Annotated in this window: 21 protein-coding genes; 10 read left to right on the top strand and 11 right to left on the bottom strand. The window is 35.9% G+C overall.

What is annotated here, in order from left to right:
- The first annotated feature begins 66 nt into the window (after positions 1–66).
- Entirely contained in the window at positions 67–837 is a 771-nt protein-coding gene (locus MKY30_RS19695) for an NUDIX domain-containing protein (RefSeq protein WP_341085163.1), read from the top strand.
- Positions 838–994: 157 nt separating this feature from the next.
- Positions 995–2032, top strand: a complete 1038-nt coding sequence (locus MKY30_RS19690; RefSeq protein ID WP_147210454.1) for a serine hydrolase domain-containing protein — start codon at positions 995–997, stop codon at positions 2030–2032.
- A gap of 98 nt (positions 2033–2130) precedes the next feature.
- Here MKY30_RS19690 and MKY30_RS19685 read toward each other — a convergent pair whose 3' ends face one another.
- The 3 genes from MKY30_RS19685 to MKY30_RS19675 all read right to left on the bottom strand — a co-directional run bounded on the left by MKY30_RS19685 (position 2131) and on the right by MKY30_RS19675 (position 3027).
- Positions 2131–2385 carry a hypothetical protein gene (locus MKY30_RS19685; protein WP_156987568.1) on the bottom strand — a complete coding sequence of 85 codons (255 nt, stop codon included), beginning with the start codon at positions 2383–2385 and terminating at the stop codon, positions 2131–2133.
- A gap of 88 nt (positions 2386–2473) precedes the next feature.
- Positions 2474–2746, bottom strand: coding sequence for a hypothetical protein (locus tag MKY30_RS19680; protein ID WP_147210456.1), 273 nt, complete (start codon positions 2744–2746; stop codon positions 2474–2476).
- 8 nt (positions 2747–2754) lie between these two features.
- Positions 2755–3027, bottom strand: coding sequence for a hypothetical protein (locus MKY30_RS19675; RefSeq protein ID WP_156987564.1), 273 nt, complete (start codon positions 3025–3027; stop codon positions 2755–2757).
- A gap of 39 nt (positions 3028–3066) precedes the next feature.
- On the opposite strand from MKY30_RS19675, the gene MKY30_RS19670 reads away from it, so the two are divergent.
- Both MKY30_RS19670 and erm read left to right on the top strand, forming a co-directional pair.
- Positions 3067–3822, top strand: coding sequence for a sensor histidine kinase (locus MKY30_RS19670; protein ID WP_341085162.1), 756 nt, complete (start codon positions 3067–3069; stop codon positions 3820–3822).
- Positions 3823–4081: 259 nt separating this feature from the next.
- On the top strand, positions 4082–4819 hold the full coding sequence (erm, locus tag MKY30_RS19665) for a 23S ribosomal RNA methyltransferase Erm (RefSeq protein ID WP_147210459.1): 738 nt from the start codon (positions 4082–4084) through the stop codon (positions 4817–4819).
- Positions 4820–4915: 96 nt separating this feature from the next.
- Here erm and MKY30_RS19660 read toward each other — a convergent pair whose 3' ends face one another.
- Genes MKY30_RS19660 through MKY30_RS19640 form a run of 5 tightly spaced genes read right to left on the bottom strand, consistent with a single transcriptional unit; the run spans position 4916 to position 8885 of the window.
- On the bottom strand, positions 4916–5938 hold the full coding sequence (locus MKY30_RS19660) for a histidine kinase dimerization/phospho-acceptor domain-containing protein (RefSeq protein ID WP_156987560.1): 1023 nt from the start codon (positions 5936–5938) through the stop codon (positions 4916–4918).
- Positions 5935–6624 (bottom strand): response regulator transcription factor, encoded by a 690-nt coding sequence (locus MKY30_RS19655; RefSeq protein WP_339282285.1) that lies wholly within the window; start codon positions 6622–6624, stop codon positions 5935–5937. The genes MKY30_RS19660 and MKY30_RS19655 overlap by 4 nt, the downstream gene beginning before the upstream one ends.
- Before the next feature lie 9 nt (positions 6625–6633).
- Positions 6634–7347 (bottom strand): hypothetical protein, encoded by a 714-nt coding sequence (locus MKY30_RS19650; RefSeq protein WP_341085161.1) that lies wholly within the window; start codon positions 7345–7347, stop codon positions 6634–6636.
- A gap of 12 nt (positions 7348–7359) precedes the next feature.
- On the bottom strand, positions 7360–8139 hold the full coding sequence (locus MKY30_RS19645; RefSeq protein WP_186813634.1) for an ABC transporter permease subunit: 780 nt from the start codon (positions 8137–8139) through the stop codon (positions 7360–7362).
- On the bottom strand, positions 8139–8885 hold the full coding sequence (locus MKY30_RS19640; protein WP_341085160.1) for an ABC transporter ATP-binding protein: 747 nt from the start codon (positions 8883–8885) through the stop codon (positions 8139–8141). Before MKY30_RS19640 ends, MKY30_RS19645 begins: the two co-directional genes overlap by 1 nt.
- Before the next feature lie 241 nt (positions 8886–9126).
- Between MKY30_RS19640 and MKY30_RS19635 the strand changes: the two genes are divergently transcribed.
- Entirely contained in the window at positions 9127–10047 is a 921-nt protein-coding gene (locus MKY30_RS19635) for a helix-turn-helix transcriptional regulator (protein WP_341085159.1), read from the top strand.
- Positions 10048–10107: 60 nt separating this feature from the next.
- Complete coding sequence (locus MKY30_RS19630; protein ID WP_147210465.1) at positions 10108–10473, top strand: hypothetical protein; 366 nt, start codon at positions 10108–10110, stop codon at positions 10471–10473.
- A gap of 106 nt (positions 10474–10579) precedes the next feature.
- On the opposite strand, the gene MKY30_RS19625 is transcribed toward MKY30_RS19630, so the two are convergent.
- Positions 10580–12346, bottom strand: coding sequence for a DUF2207 domain-containing protein (locus MKY30_RS19625; RefSeq protein ID WP_341085158.1), 1767 nt, complete (start codon positions 12344–12346; stop codon positions 10580–10582).
- A gap of 440 nt (positions 12347–12786) precedes the next feature.
- Between MKY30_RS19625 and MKY30_RS19620 the strand changes: the two genes are divergently transcribed.
- Entirely contained in the window at positions 12787–13074 is a 288-nt protein-coding gene (locus tag MKY30_RS19620) for a CD3324 family protein (protein ID WP_341085157.1), read from the top strand.
- Between the two features lie 219 nt (positions 13075–13293).
- Here the strand turns inward: MKY30_RS19620 and MKY30_RS19615 are convergent, their stop codons facing one another.
- The gene (locus MKY30_RS19615; RefSeq protein WP_341085156.1) at positions 13294–13827 is read right to left on the bottom strand and encodes an AAA family ATPase; all 534 of its coding nucleotides are present in this window, start codon (positions 13825–13827) and stop codon (positions 13294–13296) included.
- A 297-nt stretch (positions 13828–14124) separates the two neighbouring features.
- Here MKY30_RS19615 and MKY30_RS19610 point away from each other — a divergent pair, with 297 nt between their 5' ends.
- From MKY30_RS19610 to MKY30_RS19600, 3 genes are all read left to right on the top strand, one after another.
- On the top strand, positions 14125–15186 hold the full coding sequence (locus MKY30_RS19610; protein ID WP_341085155.1) for an Rpn family recombination-promoting nuclease/putative transposase: 1062 nt from the start codon (positions 14125–14127) through the stop codon (positions 15184–15186).
- 266 nt (positions 15187–15452) lie between these two features.
- Positions 15453–15995 carry a PadR family transcriptional regulator gene (locus MKY30_RS19605; protein WP_341085154.1) on the top strand — a complete coding sequence of 181 codons (543 nt, stop codon included), beginning with the start codon at positions 15453–15455 and terminating at the stop codon, positions 15993–15995.
- 236 nt (positions 15996–16231) lie between these two features.
- Positions 16232–17470 carry an MFS transporter gene (locus tag MKY30_RS19600; protein ID WP_341085153.1) on the top strand — a complete coding sequence of 413 codons (1239 nt, stop codon included), beginning with the start codon at positions 16232–16234 and terminating at the stop codon, positions 17468–17470.
- Between the two features lie 398 nt (positions 17471–17868).
- On the opposite strand, the gene MKY30_RS19595 is transcribed toward MKY30_RS19600, so the two are convergent.
- On the bottom strand, positions 17869–19305 hold the full coding sequence (locus MKY30_RS19595; protein WP_341085152.1) for a DUF6179 domain-containing protein: 1437 nt from the start codon (positions 19303–19305) through the stop codon (positions 17869–17871).
- Positions 19306–19308: the final 3 nt, after the last annotated feature.

Here is a 19308-nt window from a genome sequence, read left to right as displayed (position 1 = left end):
GCGGGTATCTTCAGCTTCTTTAAATAAATGAAAAGTGAACTATAGTTTCAGGGAAAAGGTGATGTTATGACAAATAAAGAAATGATGTATTCTTCTAATAAAAAGAATGAAGCAGTCAAATTTCTAAAAAACGATGAAGACTTTCTCAAAGAAAAAAGTCTGGAAGAAATATTAGCTGAACGGTCGCAGTATCCTGTTGAAACAGATGAATGGGAGTATTTAAATAAGTTTAAATCGGAAATTTTACAAAAGAAAAAGCCAAGTACAGCGGAAAAAATATTATATTTTAAAGAAGCTGATTTAGACAGTATTCCATGGGGCTTCAGTAAAGTAAAGAACCTGCCGTTAATAGACTATGAAATAGAAGAACGCAGTTTATTGGAATACCACCCGAATCAAAGACATCCGATCCCATACGTCGCTGTAAGATATGAAGAGGAATACTTCTTTATTTTACGCGGTGCAGGTGTCGGAGAAAGCAGACTTGCCGGAAGAAAAGGACTTCTGGGAGGACACGTCGGGGAAATTGATGCAGTACCCGGTGATATTCAAAGTTCTATCGAAAATGGACTTTGGCGTGAGCTGGAAGAAGAAGCCGGAATAAAAGCAGAAAAGGTTAAAAAGCTGGAAATGAAAGGTATAATTAAATCGAATGATGGTGTCGATAGTGATCATCTGGGGATTATTTATGAAATAGAATTAAATAGTAAAGATATTCAATCAGAGGAAGAAGAGCTTACGGGGATATGGATGACAAAAGAGGAGTTGAAACAACATTTTGACGCGTTGGAGTCATGGTCAAAAATAGTTGTTTCTAATCTTATACTTTCCGATTAGAGCTGCTGTAGACTTAACTAAGGGGATATATGCTTATTATATAAGACGTATATCTCCTTTAGTTTCTATATAGATTATTTGTCTGAATATTTGTGTACTTAATTCTGACAATAGGCAATTACATTTCAAAATAACCTAAAAAGAAGGAGGTAACAATTTGGAGTTAAAAAATATTGACTTGGAAGAACGGATGAAGTTTTATCATGTTAATGGGTTGAGTATTACATTGTTTGAGAACGGTCAAATCAGCAGAACGATAAATAAAGGCTTATTGGAAGCTGAAAGCAATAGAAAAGTAAATGATAATTCTATTTTTAATGCTTGTTCCATCAGCAAGTTCTTAACGGGCATCCTTGCTATGAAACTGGCAGATGAAGGAATTCTTTATTTAGATGAAGACGTAAATAAAAGCCTTATCTCGTGGAAAGTACCGGAAAGTGAATTTACAGAAAATCAGAAAGTAACATTAAGAAATTTATTAAGTCATCAATCTGGAATTATAGATCCTGAGGGCAGCTTTTCTGAACTGGATTCGGAAGCAGGAACCCCTTCTATAGTTGCGTTATTAGAAGGAAAAACACCTTATTGTAGAGCTCCTATTAAAGTAAAGCGTGAACCTGAAAGTGAATTCCGTTATTCAGATGCAGGCTTCTGTATTATTCAGCAGTTGATAGAAGATGTTACTGCAAAAGCCTTTCATCAGGTTATGAATGAGCAAGTATTTGAACTGCTAGGAATGGAAAACAGTTATTTAGATACGACAAGTTTGAATTTGGATAGTGATAATTTTTCTTGCGGACATAACAGAAATGGTGGACTCACAGATGAAAAATACCCTATATATCCTTATCCGGCAGCTTCTGGATTATGGACAACATCTTTCGATTTAGCTAAAGTAGTACTGGAATTAATGAATGCTGTAAAAAGGAAAAGTAAGATTGGTCTATCGGAAAATGCAGCAAAAGAAATGATTACTCCGCAAAAAGGTAAAAACTGGGCTGGGTTAGGAGTGTTTTTGGAAGGTTCGGAAGAAAAACTGGAAATTGCATCTCTAGGCTGGGGTGTAGGTTTTCAATGTATGATCGTAGCATATCCGTATCCAGGAAAAGGTGCAGTGATCATGACAAATGCAGAATTAGGTGTTCATCAAATGGAAGGCATCATAGGAGAAATATATAAGACACTTTTTTCTTAGAAAGCATTATATGATGAGAGAAAACAGTCAGATTACTCTATTTGAAAAGAATAAAAATAGCAACAACATCATCCCATTGCTATTTTTATTTTTTAGAATTACTGTTTATAATCTCTTTTTGTAATAAATGCTTCAGATAAAATCGCTATTGCAGAAAATATGCCTATACCAACAGCAATATATTTAAAAGCCTGATCCCCCGCATGATCATTAAACAAAATAAGCATCGTCGCAGCAATGGAAACTGCTGCCATTCCGATCTGAACAGGAATTTTTGGTTTTGAATCTCTATTCGTAAATCTTTTATTTACAAAAAAACTCAGCAAAATGATAATGATAAAAACAACAATCATTCGTACTGCCTCCATACATATTGTATATTCTTCATGCTAAGTTTCTTCCCATAGATGTCTAATTTTAAACTTAGTGTATGTGCATCCGCTAAGAAGGAGCAACGATAAGAAAGATTGCTGCTGCCCCGGTAAAAGCATATAGACAATTGATTATCAGACAGATTTTCATCAAGGCTTCCTTATCTACTTTTAGATAGGTAAATATCGTGAATATGCCGCTGAAAACCATAAATGCAGCATAGGATAAAATTATAAATTCAGCTGTTGGTGATTCAAGTGCCCAATCATTTGTCCTGAGAATTAGAATTGTCCAGGGGATAAACAGCATGATTGTACAAATGCTTATAAAAATATTTTTCATTTATAATCCTACCTCCTTTCCGCTTTCCCAAAAAAGATACAGGAAATGGCTAAACAAACGATTGTAATTCCAACTGCAGCAGGTATCCATGGGAAGAGACTGACCTGAGCTGTCGAAATGTATTTGGCGGTTATTACGTAAAACGGGTAGCACATCGGATAAATAAACCAAAGTTTCGTATTAATCATTAGTACAGATGGAACGACAGAAGCCAGTCTGAGTCCTGTGGCAAAAATAGGTGTCTGAATGCAGATAGACAACATCCAGAATACAGAAAGCATTGGTTAGCCGCCAGGAAAAAGAAGGGCGCTTTATCTGAATTGGCGGCAAATATCAATCAAACTGCTGCTATTTTACAATCGCAACAGCGGATGCTGAAAAGGAAGGAAGAAGCACGATCGAATTGGATTGCCGGCGTTTCGCATGATATACGGGCTCCTTTGTCGATGGTAATGGGCTATGTCGGGCAACTGGAAGAGGAAGATACACTGAATCAAGAATCCAGGAAAAAAATATCAGTCATTAGAAAACAAAGTGAAAAAATGAAGCGGTTAATTGATGATTTGAACTTGGCTTCCAAATTGGAATATAATATGCAGCCGATTCATTTAAAGGACGAAAATGTGGTTGCTGTTGTGCGGGAAGTAGCAGTAGAATTTATGAATATCGATTTGGATGGAAAATATCCGGTAGAATGGATTGCTGATAAAGAGGTATCCGCTTGTATCATTGTGGCAGATAAATCCTTACTAAAACGGACGATCAGCAATCTGGTTCAAAATTGCATGAATCATAATGAGGATGGATGTACCATTTTTATATCTATTAAAATAGCGGAGAGTAAATGCGTTATTTCAGTAGAAGACAATGGAAAAGGTGCAACGAAGGAACAAATTCAACATTTAAATAATACCCCGCACTATATGCTTAGGAGCAATCGTTCTGGAGAGTTTCGGCATGGTCTGAGAGTGCTGATTGTAAAACAGATTATTTCTTCGCATGGCGGTGAAGTCGTTATTGACCAGAGCCAGTATGGAGGTTTGGCTGTACAGATTGTATTGCCAACAGCTAAATGATAGAGCTAGGCTGTTTTTAGATGCACGCATCTGTTATAATCAATCTGTCATATTATATTTGGAGGTTATCGTAATGGGAATTGCATCTATCGCAGTAGTAGATAACAGTCTACTCTTCTAAAATTTAAAAGGAGGGTAGACATGGGGATTTGTAGCATTGCTGTTGTTAAAAAAGTTCATTATAAACCAAGAAAAATACGAAATGGTTATAATGAACGATAGGTAAAGTTTGTTATAACCAATAGGATAGAGGGTTATAATGAACAAAATAAATCTAAAAGATAGTCAAAATTTTATTACGTCGAAAAAGCATATTAATGACATATTATCCCAAACAAACATTGGGAAAAATGATACGGTTATTGAGATTGGTTCGGGGAAAGGTCACTTCACCAGAGAGCTCGTTAAGATCTGTCATTTTCTCACAGCTGTTGAAATAGATACGAAGCTTGTATCTATGATGCAGAGGTCTATCAAACGTTCTGAAAACATTCAAGTTGTGCATGCAGATATATTAAAATATAGATTTTCAAAAGGAAATCAACCGTATAAAATTTTCGGAAATATACCTTACAATATAAGTACAAAAATAATAAAAAAGATTGTATTTGAAAGTGCTGCTGCATACTGTTTTCTGATTGTAGAAGCAGGTTTTGCGAAGCGGCTGACAGATTATAGAAGGACTTTAGGATTATTCCTATTTCCTGAAGTTGATATAAAGGTTTTAAGAAGAATTCCTAGAGATTATTTTCATCCAAAACCGAAAGTTGATTCTGTTTTAATCAGACTTAGAAGAAAAGAATCTGGAATTCACTCTAGTGATAGAGATTTGTATCAATATTTTGTTTATAAATTGGTAAATAAGGAATATGATAAGCTGTTTACAAAAAATCAGTTTAAAAAGACATTGAAGCATACCGGGGTCACAAACATAAATTGTTTAACTGGTGAGCAGGCCTTATCAATGTTTCATAGCTATAAGTTATTCTTGAACTGAAGAAAAGATAATGATAAGGTAAAGCATTTAGAAGAAAATAAATTGAATGCTTTACCTTTTCTTTATTTTATATAGAACTAAAATTGCTGAATCAAATTATATACTTACAATCGGAAAAGTAATTTCAAAATATATCCGGCCATCTTTCACAACTGCCGTTATTTTCCCATCCATCGCCTGGACCAGTGTATCTGTTATATAAAGCCCTAAACCCAGATGACCATCTGCATTGTGCAGTTCTTCCGTATAAAACCGTTCAAAAATCCTATGGATCTGTGTGTTATGAAGGCGGGCTCCATCATTTGCCATGTATATTTTAAAAGAAGCAGCGTCGAGACTTGTTTTAACCGATAAAAATTCTTTCGCATATCGGTAGGCATTGTTAAGAATATTTTGCAGCGCTCGATCCAGTTGATAGACATCGATGCAGAAATTGGAAGCATCCTTACTGTTAAGTTGATTTTCTAATTGGGCATGTATACCCATTGTCTGGCACTCCACAAGAATATTTTCCAGCCAGTCCACTGCCCATTCATAGCAATTGATTGATTGTGTTTCCAAATGAATGGTGTCCGGTGTTTCATAGCTTAGGCTTAATTGATTGGAAAGGTCATTTAATACATGTACCTTTTTTTGAATGACTTGTAAATAAAGCTGTTCTTCTTCCGGACCCTCTGCCATGCCATCCTGTAATGCTTCAATATAAGCAGAAATCGAAGCAATCGGTGTTTTTAAATCATGGGAAATGCTGTCGATAAAATGCTTACGTTCCTTTTCAAAGGATTGCTGCTGCTGCTCTTGCAGATGTAATGTATTTCTCATCTGATCAAAAGCAGAGATAAAACGGCCAAATTCATCCTCTTTTTTGTATGAGATTCGATGTGATAAGTTCCCTTGAGAAATTTTTTGAGCTTCCTCAGCTAAAATGGATAGAGGGGCAATCATTCTTTTTCTCACGTAGGTAATCATCCAAAAAGAGAATAGAAAAAAAGGCAAGGTTGTTATCAGGATAATAATAAAGATAATATCAGACTGTGCCATCATAAAAGCAATCAGCAGCGGTATACAAGCAGTGATGATACACATCCAAATAAGTTCTTTTACAATACTCTGCTTCATTGTATTTCACCGTCGAAACGATAGCCTATTCCGCGTAAAGTAGTGATGTAGCTGCTGTTCCCCAGCTTTTCTCTGATTTTTTGTATATGAATCGTAACTGTATTGATGTCTCCATATTCATGTATTCCCCAAACGTTGTCATAGAGTTGTTCTTTGCGGAAAGCCTGATTAGGAGATTGTGCTAAGAATACGAGCAAATCAAATTCTTTCATAGTCAGGTTAACAAGCGCTCCGCCCTTTGTTACATTTCTCGAAGACAGGTCAATAATAATATCATCAAATGCAATGATTTCACTGGAAGCAGAGGGGAGAGAAGCATATTCAAAACGTCTGAATAATGCTTCCACCCTTGCAACGAGTTCTTTAATCGAGAATGGCTTCGTAATATAATCGTCAGATCCAATTTTTAACCCAAGTACTCGATCCACCTCTGTTTCTTTTGCACTGATAATAATGACAGGTACTACAGAGAATGCTCTTACTTGCTTTAATATCTCCAGCCCGTCCAGTCCTGGTAACATTAAATCTAGTAAAACCATATGAGGTTGATACTGTTTGACAACATGCAGGGCTCGATCCCCTTGCTGGCAAATCAACACATCGTAGTTTTCTCTATTTAAATAATTTTCCATCATTTTAGCTAAATCTACATCATCTTCTATTACAAGTATTTTTTTCAGCTCCATTGGTACCTCCTAAGTAAATAAATCTTGTTTACTAAATATCTTTATCGTACCAATAAACAATAAGAAAGTGAAAATAAGATAACAGCTAATCGAAATAATACCTGTTAATAGATTCGCTGAAACAAGATCATGTAAAGTGCTGACGTACATGGTTGGAAAATGAGCTGAAACCACAGGATCAAGACCTTCCATCAACGCCTGCAAGAGTATAAGTCCTAATGCCACGCCAATAGTGACGGTTTCTTTTCTAGAAATAGCTATAACAAAAGCCAACATGGAGGAATAGAAAAGAAGAGAAAGGATAGCTCCACATAAAAAATAGGAGATGTTAAAATAATTTAATTCGATTCCTGCTGCAAGAGAACCAATTGTGAGCCAGCTCATTACAACGTGTATTAATAAGATAACTATTCCTAATAATGTCGCAACGATTATTTTTGATAAATAATAATGATTACGGCTGGATAATTTAGGGATAATGTTTTTAATTGTCTGCGAGTGATAGTCTGTTGATAGCAAATCAGCAATTAAATAAGCACAGATTATCCAATACATTTGCCTGAAGCTTCCAAACACCTGAATGAGAATATCTTCTCCTGCATTCGCATTTACCGCTGTGTAAAGGCTTAAACCTGCTGTTAATAAAATAGTAAGTAATATCAATAACCGATATTTACGATTATAAAACAAATAAAATATGTCATGTTTTAATTGTTGAATCATATACACCCTCCTTTATACATATAAATCCTGTTTTTTAAATAGAAAGTAGCCTGCTGTTCCAAGTACGATAAGATAACCAACGAGTACACCAAAGCTTGTGACACTGTAGGAAATAGACTTTTCAAATAGATTAATATGGAAAAATAATAAATGTTCATAAATCACATATTGTTTTATTTGATCATAAATAACGATATATTGTCCGACCAGTGTAGACAATCCCATCAGCATAGCTAAAGTAGCAATTCGCTGAATAAACTGCGAAACCAATAAAGCGATTAAACCAAAAATAAAATAAGCAAAAGCAAAGGCTAACCCGGCTAAAACCGTAACTCTTATACCCTGCCAGCCACTCGTAGTTACAGAATAAAAGACAAACGTATCTCCCCAGTCAAAGAACAGGAGGCCAACGACATAACCTATTAAAATGATGATAGTTGTTAATAGAAGTGAAAATAAAAAGATAGATATAATTCTCGAAATATAATATTGAAATCTGGAAACAGAACGTAAAAGAACAAATTTGATTGTCCCGTTATTTCGTTCCTGTATTAATATCTCTCCAACATAAATGGCAATAAAAACAGCTGTAAATGTAATACCAGCTTGGAGCATTTCCACAGGAAATGATTGACCATAACCGGCAACTACTGTTTTTCCTGCACCGTAAACCTTAAAAATAACACCTGTTAAAACATACATCGCAGCATAAATAAGTGTATAGACAAGCAGCATTTTGGAAGTCAGTGTACGTTTAAACTCGAATGAGGTCAGTGCCCATATATTCTTCATTATGTTAAATTCTCCTTTATACATGCAAAAAATAAATCCTCTAAATTGGTAACTTGATAGACGTTTAATAATTCGGCAATATCTCCTTCTTCAACAATCTTGCCGCTCTGAATAAAGGCTGCTTTATGACATAAATCCTCCATTTCCCGAAGCATATGACTGGAGATAAGAAATGTAATCTTCTCTTTTTCTGCCAGTCGTTTAATTAATGCTTTCATTTCCCGAAGACCCATTGGATCAACACCATTCGTTGGTTCATCCAATATAATTAAGCTGGGGTAGCACAATAGGGCATTAGCAATTCCAAGACGCTGCTTCATCCCTAAAGAAAATGTCTTCACCTTGTTATCTTTTGCTTCCTTCAGGTCTACAATGGATAGAACTTCATTGATCCTTGTTTTCGGCACTTTGACAGCAGCTAATTTAGCACTCAGACTTAAATTTTGCCTTGCTGTAAGATGGAGGTAAAAAGCAGGGTTTTCTATAATACTTCCTACTCTGGAAAGGGCTAAAACGGAATTATTTCTGATGGAATGTCCATCAATTAATATGTCACCGGAATGAGGGAAAATCAAACGGGTAATCATTCTTAATGTTGTTGTTTTTCCTGCACCATTTGGTCCGAGAAAGCCATAGATATCACCTTTTTGAATTGAAAAATGAATATCATCAATTACGGTTTGCCCGTCAATTTTTTTGTTTAGATTTCTAATTTCTAAAATGGACTCTTTTTTATTTGCTTGCATTATTTGCTCATCTCCTTTTTGATACTGTAAATAGTAGCAAAGTAAAATAAGCTGAGAATATAGTTTACATAAAGTTTTGATAAAGTATGATTTTTGGAAAGAGGCAGGGAGTTTTCAAATTATAATGGTATAATGATAGCATTACTTGATAGGGTGTTCTATGTGCTATAACTATATTTAAATGATATAAACTGTTTAATAGAAACAGTAAAACAAAATATATTAGAAAGGAAACTCTTATATGAAATTAGAAAGACTGATGTATATTCTAATTGCTTTGTTGTCTCAAAAAAGAATCATAGCAAAAGAAACAGCTGAGAAGTTTCAAGTTTCTGTTCGTACTATTTACAGAAATATCGATACATTAACTTTAGCCGGTATTCCAATTTATTCGGAAAGGGGAAATAATGGCGGATTTTTTCTGGCGGAGAAATACAAAATGAATGCTTCTTTATTTGCGGAAGAAGAGCAGAAATTTATTAAAAATATAAGCAGAAATATTAATCAAATGATTCATTATCCTAGTGTTGATATGCTTGAAAAAAAGATGGATTCTTATAAATCAGACAACCCGGTCAGCAGTGATTACTTTTTTGACTTTAATTCCTGGAATTTGGATACAAATAATTTGGACAGGATTGACGCAGCTTTACACCAAAAACGAATCGTCGAATTTGACTATACTTCGAAAAAGAAGGAACAAGTCAAACGTACAGTGGTTCCATACCATTTGATCTTTAAAATGAATGCCTGGTACTTATTAGGTTTTTGTTTGGAAAAAGAAGCGCTGCGTTTTTTTAAACTATCCAGAATCCGGGATTTGGAAATGACAGCAGTGAATTTTGATGAGACATTACATAAAATTCTGAACTATCAAGAGCTGGAGCAAATGATTAATCCGAAAAAATCAGTTGAAAAAGAAATTGTCCGGTTAATGTTTTCACTGGATGTTTCTGCAAAGGTATATGATTATTTTAAAGCAGAGGAAATCACAGAGCAGGAAAACAATTTGCTGGTAACAGCAGAAAGAATAATTGATCAGGAGCTGGTTGACCTTCTTCTCAGTTTTGGGAATCATGTAAAGATTCTCGGTCCATCTTCTTTAAAGACAAAAATAATAATGATTTTGCAAAAAAATCTCAGGCAATATGACAATATGTAGTCATATTGCCTTTGCTAAGATGATTGTGTAATGAACACAATCATCTTAGGAGGTAATTTTATGGTTACAGGGAATTTAGTCAAAGCATATTTTCAATCGATTCATGACGGGGGATGGGAAAGCTATGTTTCTGACGACATAACCTATGTTGTGTTGGATACTGCCGATGCTATGAAGGGGAAGGGTTTCTATTTAAAAGGAGCAGGACAATTTTTCTCGTTAAGTACAGCATTGGAAACAAAGCAGTTGATTATTCAGGGAAATGAGGCTGCTGCTATAAACCGTTATACACTTCAGTCTCCATCTGGAGCGGAAAAGCAGTTAGATGTTGGAGAATTCCTGTCTTTTAATGAAGCTGGTAAACTGACAGCTTCCTCTATTTTCTTTGATGCGCAGTCTTTTAAGGAATTTATTGGGCAATCATAACTTAAAAGAAAATCAACATAAGAGAAGCTCAAATTAGTTTTGAGCTTTTCTTATGTTAGATAATTGATATAGTATTTTTTAAAGCTGGGAACTAAAGAGGTTTTATCTAGCGGATCCCACCGCCGCCGCCTCCCCCAGCTCCGCCCCCGCCGCCGACACTTGTAATCCCGCCGTTTCCGCTGGACCCACTAATAGATGAAGTACTGGAATGAAAGCCGCCGCTGGCTAAGCCTGTAGTCATGATTGTACGGGCGTGGACAGTCCCATACCAGTAATTAAGGTATACCAGGTCTTCTTCATAGCTGTTTTCAGGTACTAAAGACTCTAATTTTTTAGATACTTTATCACTTTTTCCAAGCAAAACACTCCATAGCATTATATCTTTTAATGAAAGCGGCTTGGAAACGTTCGTAAATTGATTTATGTCTGCTTCGCTTAAATAGTTATTAAATTGTATTAAACGATCCGCCAGTTTGTCTCCTTCATCACTTGGTACTGTAATAGGTTGTAAAAATCCAGCTGCTTTAATTTCCGTAAAAGAAAACAGTCCTTGCTGGTCTAAATAAGCTTCGGAATAGTCCTTGAGATAATCAGCAAACGTACTGACTTCTTTCGCATACTGTTTACTCCATTTTTGAATGGCTTTTTCTGTAACGGTGCCATTCCTGTCAGCAACGTCTAAGAGCATCGTCCATAGACCAGTTTCATATGATTCGTCATATGTTTCGCCCTCAATTTGATCCGTTAGTTCTCCAAAGGTTGTTGGATGTTTATCACGTTCATTTTTAAAATCATTGATAGCAATGGTCGAGCGATATTTTTTCCCGAAAACCTTACTTTTTTCTTCTGCTTCAATAGAGATTTTCTTATTCACTGACCATTTTAATAGATAAGCCTGGAAAATATCTTCAAAATAACCCAGTCGCATCTGAGTTAGAAGGGCACTTAAACCTGCATAGTCTTCTCCATCGAAAGGTATGGCTGCATACGTTTTTCCTTTATTTTCTGCCATTCGTTTATGCAGTGGCTTCATTGCACCGGCTTCTCTTTTTGCTTTGTTGGTTTTAAGGATAATTAGAAGGGTTCCAATACCGATTAATAGTATAAAACCAACGACTACGCTAATGATGATAATAGCTGCCCTGGAATTGTCACTTGTATTATAGGCAGACCCGTCCATTGCTTCTTCTTGCTGTTCGGATAACGTCATGTCCTCTGTTTGCTGTGCTTGAAAGAAATCAGCTGGAAATTGTGTCAAAACAATCACATCTCCATCGACTTCATCATTTGACTTCCATACAATTCGACCATCTTCAAGCTGCATGTCATTGGCAAAACCGAAGCCCCAGAAATTTACCGTTTCAGATGTAAACGGCTGAAAACCTGAAATTTCAACTGTCAAATTTTGAGCAGGAACATCTGAAAAGGTGTCAAAGTTCCAAAGCATTCCCTGCCCATCCTCTAAATTACGAACAAGGTTAGAAAGCGTGTAGGTTATGGTATACGAATTTTCTCCGTACTCTCCGATTCCCCAAACTAATTCAACTCCATCGCTGGTTGATATTGATCCATATTTTCCAGCCTTTTCTTCCAGAGAAGCATCGGAATCCCAATCAGGCTCCTCTGTAAATCCTTCAACGGAAAAATCCAATACTTCTGATTCCTCAAGATTGGTCATATCGATGAAAAACTCCGTACCATTATCTATATTCATTTGACGATGTTCAGTAACAACTCCTGAGCCATCTTCCTGCAGTTCTACTTCAATATGTATATCGTTCATCTGATTCTCCGCAAATGCCGTGAGTGTAAGTCCCATGTTAATTGTGATTATCATCGTTAAGGCAACAAGTATTTTTGTCCACTTATTCATTTGTGTCCATCACTCGCTTTCGTCATTATAATGTTATAGTTCATAATGTATTGCATATTATATACCCTTTTTTAAGTGCTGTTAATCGTAAATCTATCCTTACTTATAACGGGTAATTACTAGTGGTAAAAAATAATTATAATCGTTCTTCCCCTTGTTCGGGCAGGGGATATATGAGTTAATAAGGGTGTCGGACCGATAATATTTCGGAAAGGAGGCTGATTTAAATTGATCACAAAATATGAGGTGATTTCCGCATAGCGGAAATCATAAAACACGGGGCCGCATTTAAATTGCGGTCTCCTTTTCTTTCCCAAATTAATGTATACTAATAGTGAAAAGGCTTTCGTAAAATAAATTAAAATGAGAGGAGTTTTAATGATGAATGAGAAAATAATGCAAGATCGACACATACATCTTCATAGAAAGGATGTTCTTGCTTGTCATATAAAAATGGAAAAGAGGTGCTTCCGCCTCATTTGTTGAAGGAGCTCCAGAAATATATTCAAGGAGAGCTTATCTATATTCCAAAACAAACCAGTCAGCGTGCAGGATGGGGAGAAGCCAACGGGTCGCGTATCGCCCTAGACAAAAGAAACGAGGAGATCTATCGATTATACAGAGAAGGCCGTTCATTTGAGGAATTGGAACAAACCTATAATCTATCGATGGACAGTATTCGTAAAATTGTCTATAAAACACGTGAGATGAATGGTGAAATAAAATAATGAGAAGAATATTTAAATCTGAAAGAGCAGCATTCACTAAAATTTTGGTGAGTGCTGCTCTTTTTATGTAAGATACCTTCTGACGATATAAAGTTAAAGTAATTGCATAATGATGTATATCAGCTGGTTAAAAAAGAGTATTCTACGAATGAGTCAATAAGGGGTGAATTCTCCAATACAGCATTGTTTCATTATCAAACATATGAATTTGTATATATATTACAGCTGACATTGGATTTCAAAATTATTTATAAATTTCCTGAGCTCTTTTCCAGAATGAATATGAATGAATAGAAGCCGGTCTTGATATCTGTCTCTCAGTACCTTTATACGGGAATCATTCTCTTTCTTATAATTCCAAACAAAACGAAGAAAAGAAAAGTATAATCTATCCGGATTACCGTGCGGATTTTTCTTTCCTTTATTTTTTACATAGCGCTTGAGTATACGATATAGACAGACACTGCGGGGAAAATCTAACCAAATAACCATTTCTGCGCGCTTCATACGCAATTCCATCGTTCTGCCATAATTACCATCAATAACCCATTGGTCTTTCTGTATTTCTTCTTTCAATTTTGCATCAAAAACTGCCTGAGAAGTATTCGTTTCATTATCGATCCATTGAATGCTGTCTAAGTGTACCAAAGGAATGTTTCCAATTTGAGCAATTTGTGTAGCTAATGTTGACTTACCTGAACCGGGACATCCAATGATTACTATTCGATTGGCGGTTGATCTGGTTACTTCCATCAAAATCCCTCCAAATCTTTTAAAAAGCATGTAAACCTCTCTATTAAAATACACAATAGCTTATACCATGGTATCACAATTGGCTTAAAAAAGGACAAGCAATTTTTCTACTGAAAAAAATATTACTAAAAACTCAATATGAATGTCATTTCATGGTCGAAAACGTAAAATGCTGTACTAAAAACCCATATATAGTCAGTATGTACAGAAGAAATCCTGTTTTGCGCTTTTGCTTTCCTTGCACAAAGCCTTTACGATTAAAACAAATTTATTATTACTTGGGGATGTGGTAAAATAATGCTGACAACCGTAAAAGAAAATAAAAAGACTTACCGTGAAAAGAACACGGATTACGATGGGCTCTGGAAAAATTTGATTGAAGAATTATTTCAAGAATTTATGGAATATTTTGCACAGGATTTATATCCGGAAATTGATTTTGAAAAAGGAGCAGACTTCTTGAATCTGGAACTTTTTCAGTTTGTTATCGATTCAAGAAAAGGAAAAAATTATACGGATAAATTAGTCAAAGTGCTGCTGAAAAACGGGGAAGAAAAATATGTTCTTATCCATATCGAAGTGCAGGCCATTGGGAAACAGGACTTTGCAGAACGCATGTTTAAATATTTTTACCGGATATACGATAAATACAATTACCCGATTTATTCTATTGCCCTTTTGACTGATGCCAGCGATCAGCACCATGAAGACAGGTTCCATTATTCTTTTTATGGAACAGAACTGACCTATGCCTATAACACCTATCGATTTTATGGGAAAGATGAGGGGGAGCTGAAAAAATCTGGTAATCCATTCGCTTTAGCTGTTCTCGCGGGAATCTATATCAGTAAAAACACTGGCAGGACAGATAAAGACAATGGAAAAAAGTTCCATTTTAAGCAGAAGCTCATCAGCTTGGCATTCGAAAAATATTCACATCGCGAAGCCTATCTTGCAGCCTTGTTGTACTTTATCGATTATATTCTGCAGATACCACCGGAATTTCAGGAAAAACTGTATGAATCATTACCAATCGCACAAAACGAAAAGGAGGAAGGAAAAATAATGGGAATGGAAAAGTTAAGAGACACCCCGACGTTTGGAAGATTGTTTAGAGAAATTGAGGAAGAAGCGACAAGAAGAGGCATGGAAAAGGGAATGGCAAGAGGTGTGGCTGAAGGTATAGAAAAAGGTATCGAACAAGGAATAGAACAAGGAATAGAACAAGGAATGAAAGAAGCAGAACGAAATTTTGTGAAAAAGCTTTTAGACAGGGATTATACGGATGAAGAAATATCTGAATTAACCAGCCTAGAGCTTGAGGAAATAATTATACTTCGAAAATCATTTGAAAATTAATATAATACAACTGCGAGGGAACCTATTTCTGTTAATTATTTCACACTAGCAATAATAGGTTCTTTACTGCTATTGAGTACAAGATCTTTAATTATAAATGATATTGAGGCATATTTTTATCTTTCAAATGGGGGATATCGAAAACGGTAAAGTAAATAATCTGCAACAAAGCTGGATAAACGTTTTGTGCATTTATATTCTGAATAATTGACATTCGTATATATTCATTATACAATACTCAACGTTAAGTAAAGGGTGTGACTTTGATGACAAGATTACTTGTACTTGGTATGTTAGATACAAAACCGATGTCCGGCTATGATATTCAGCAGGCGCTGCGAATGACAGATGCAGAAAGATGGGGCGGCGTATTAATAGGTTCGATTTATCATGCGCTCAAAAAATTAGAAAAAGATGGGTATATTACCATTGACAAAGTAGAACAAACCGGTCACCGGCAAAAGTTCACCTATCGAATCACAGAAGAAGGAAAAGAGCACTTGAAAGATTTGATTCGTGAAGCATTAACCAGTTCATCCGTTCAATATCCTTCCTCTTTATATACAGGTATCTCATTTTTTGATAAGCTGTCTGCAGAAGAAACACGTCACGCTTTGAGAGAGCAGCAGGTTACGTTGGAAAATGAATATCGAAGTGTCCTGGCGGGCTGGAAGGAAAAAAAGGAAGCAATAGAAGGCGATATTCCGCCTATGGTACAGTTGGTATTTGATAATATGTTTGCCGCTATCAGACAGCAACAGGATTTCGTCGAGAAAGCATTGATGTACTTAGAAAAAAATGATCAGTAATTCTCCCTCTTTATTGAGAGGGAGAAAAAAATATATCTATACTCAATGTTGAGTAATCAATGAAGATTAAATTATATTTTATTTGAGATGGATAATAGCAGTGACAAAAGCAAAATAAAAAATTACTGCATTTATCGGTGGAGGCGGCGTATTAACGAGGCGGTAAAAATGATTATTCCTTATCCTCTTAAGGAGTAAAAGAAGAAAGGAGACATTCAGCTTTTGATAAAGAGGAATTGTACCTGTTGATATTAACAACAAAATACCTGAAGAAAGTAGGAAAGAAAATGAATCAGGAACGAAATATTAAAAAAGCTCAAAAAAGCGTCTTGTTAGTTGTAACTTTAGCAATCTTCACGGATATGCTGCTTTATGGAATGATTGTTCCTATTTTGCCGGACTATGCTGAAAACTTAGGTATATCACAAACTGCAATCGGAATTTTATTCGGCAGTTATGCAGCTGCTTTATTAATTGCCACACCTATATTTGGTGTCGTTTCAGACAAATTCGGAAGACGTGGTCCGATGCTGTGGGGAATTTTAGGACTCGGAGTCGCTACATTGTTATTTGCTTTTGCAAATACTTTTTGGCTTTTGCTCATTTGCCGCGTTTTACAAGGAATCGCTGCAGCTGCCACCTGGACATCCGGCCTTGCACTGCTTGCAGACTTTTATCCATCTAAAGAACGGGGAAAAGTCATGGGGATTGCTTTATCCGGGCAAGCTGTGGGGACGTTGTTAGGTCCGGCTTTCGGCGGCTGGCTCTATCAATTAGGGGGCTATATGCTTCCATTTTTTATCGCGGCGGGCATTGCCTTAGTCGATGGATTATTGCGAGTGTTTCTATTGAAAGAAGAGCCTAACAGAAAGGAAGAAGAGCCATCAGGTGCGTTGCGTTTATTGAAAAATCGTACTTTACTCATGATTGGCGGGGCAGTTGTTATCGGTGCTGCTATTCCAAGTGTGTTGGAACCGACATTTCCAACACATTTAAGAAATGTATTTAATGCATCACCTGGAGCTATCGGTTTATTATTTGGTGTACCTTCACTTGCTTATGCGTTTACAGCTCCTATTATCGGAGGTCTTTCTACTAAGATCGGTCATCCTAAAACAATCACCATTGGTTTAGCAATTACTGCTGTTTCCCTGGTGCTCGTTGTTTTACCAACCAATTTGTGGTTGCAAATTGCTGCATTAGCTTGTATCGGTGTAAGTATGGGAACCGTGCTCGCACCGACACTTCCTGAACTTGCTGATATTGCACAGGAAAGCCAAACCCAAGCATACGGAGTTACTTTTGCAATTTATAACACGGCTTATTCTGCAGGAATGATGATTGGGCCAATGATTAGCGGAGCAGCCACAGATATTTTTGGTTTACAGCTAAGTTATTTAGCAATTGGGCTTATTGTTTTGGTATATATGCTAATATTTGCAATAATGACACCTTTGAAAAAGAAGGCAGGCTGAAAACTATGGAGGAACATAATATTTTCTCGGCTGCTGGCCGTATGATATTTTCGAAAAGAAATACAGCATGGTAAAGTGAATATTTCTCAAGAGTGGAACTATTGAATTAACGAAAGAAGAGAAGAGGGTATAAAGCTAGCTCATAAAACAGGATTTCATGAGATTGGTTTTAATGGAAATTAGGCGGCATATTCGTTGTTGTTGGAAAAGCCTGCATCTTCATTAGAAATGTAAATGGATTATTAAACGTAATTGGGCTTTAAAGAAGTAAGTCACTTGATCCATTGTTCTTATTTGAATTGAAAAAGTATCAAGCAATGATTAAATAAAGGGCAGTAATTAAAATAAATTTACTGCCCTAAAAGGACTTTGATTTATAATAGTTAAGCAAATAACACTCAGTAAAATGATATATCTTCAAAATTAATTTCATAGATAAGGCGCCCGACAGCTTTAATACGCATATTATTCAACTGCTTCATGAAAGCAATATAATGTATTTTCCACTCTGTTTCTGTTTCAGTACCTGCAGCAATAATATCTGAAAAATCATTTATACCATCCCTTAATTCTTCATAAAATACGATTTTGGCTAAAATAGCCAGCTCGACATTGCCGAAAGAGGCAAAAAGTGCATCATATTCTTTATTAAACAGACATTTTGCATGAAGTAAATCCAGATAATCATGGAGTGAAACAACATGCTCTCGAATGAGTTGTACTTTTTCTTTAGTATTGTTGCTTTCCAGTACACAATCCACTAAGTTACGCATCTTCATATCACTCATCCGGTCATTCTCATTTACCTTGAATGCTATTGTTTTTTCTTGGTCTTTTATCTCCCGGATGATAAGTTTTTCGAAGCTGCCGATTTCTGCAGCGCTATTCACTCTTTGGATCAAACTATCCCGGTACAAATCAATATAATCGATAAGTGCCTGGTCCATTTGCAGAACTTCCTGTAATTGATAGATGGATTCATGGACCAACTTTGTCCTTTGATCAGCAGGAAATTCTTTTAATATCTGATTAAGCCGTTCAAACTGTATTTCCGAAATTCGGACATGCGTCGCTTTCCCGCCAGACAGGAGGGAAAAAACTGCATTATTTATCATTAATTCAAATATATTAAATAACTCGATTTGATAATTAAAGCGATTTATTTTTCCGAAATTAATTAAAATATACATGATATCCTGGTGACTAAAAAAATGGCAGAATCTTGTCTCCATTTGTAACCTTTCTAAATACTGCTTTATATAAAAAACACCTTGGAGCCGCATATCATCAATGGCTAAAGGATAATCAATGCTAGCCATTGTATTTTGGGCTTCAAAAATAATATCATAGTGTTTCATAAATACTGGCAACGAATCATCAATGGTCATTTGATACGCATCGACAGGCACATTTAATTTCATTTTTTTAACTTCTTGATACCGTTGTTTCGTACCCTCAGCATAATGACGCAATAACTCAACGCCTTTAGAATGGATTTCTTTTACGCTCTTATTATTGAAATGAATCAAGGCTTCTTCCGGGTTCTTGAAATGTAGAGCGTAGGCATCAATAGCATAAATCAGGGACGTCATGATTCCTTCTGCTGTTTCCGTTGTCACCGACGAACTTTCTCCTTGAGTATGCTGCAGGAGTAACTGCTGGAGAACCTGCAGCATTTCTACCTGTATCTGATAAGCTTTTTGATTTGAGATAAATCCCGATCGTTGACCTTCTTGGAGAAGAGACAGGGTATATTGGTATTGTTTTAACCGTGATTGATCAATTAACTTATTAGAAATCTGCCGGGAATACTCTGATTTATGATTGAATTCCATATG

Source organism: Oceanobacillus sp. FSL W8-0428 (assembly GCF_038004405.1).
Lineage (GTDB): Bacteria > Bacillota > Bacilli > Bacillales > Amphibacillaceae > Oceanobacillus > Oceanobacillus sojae.
This window is presented reverse-complemented; position numbering and strand designations above follow the sequence as displayed.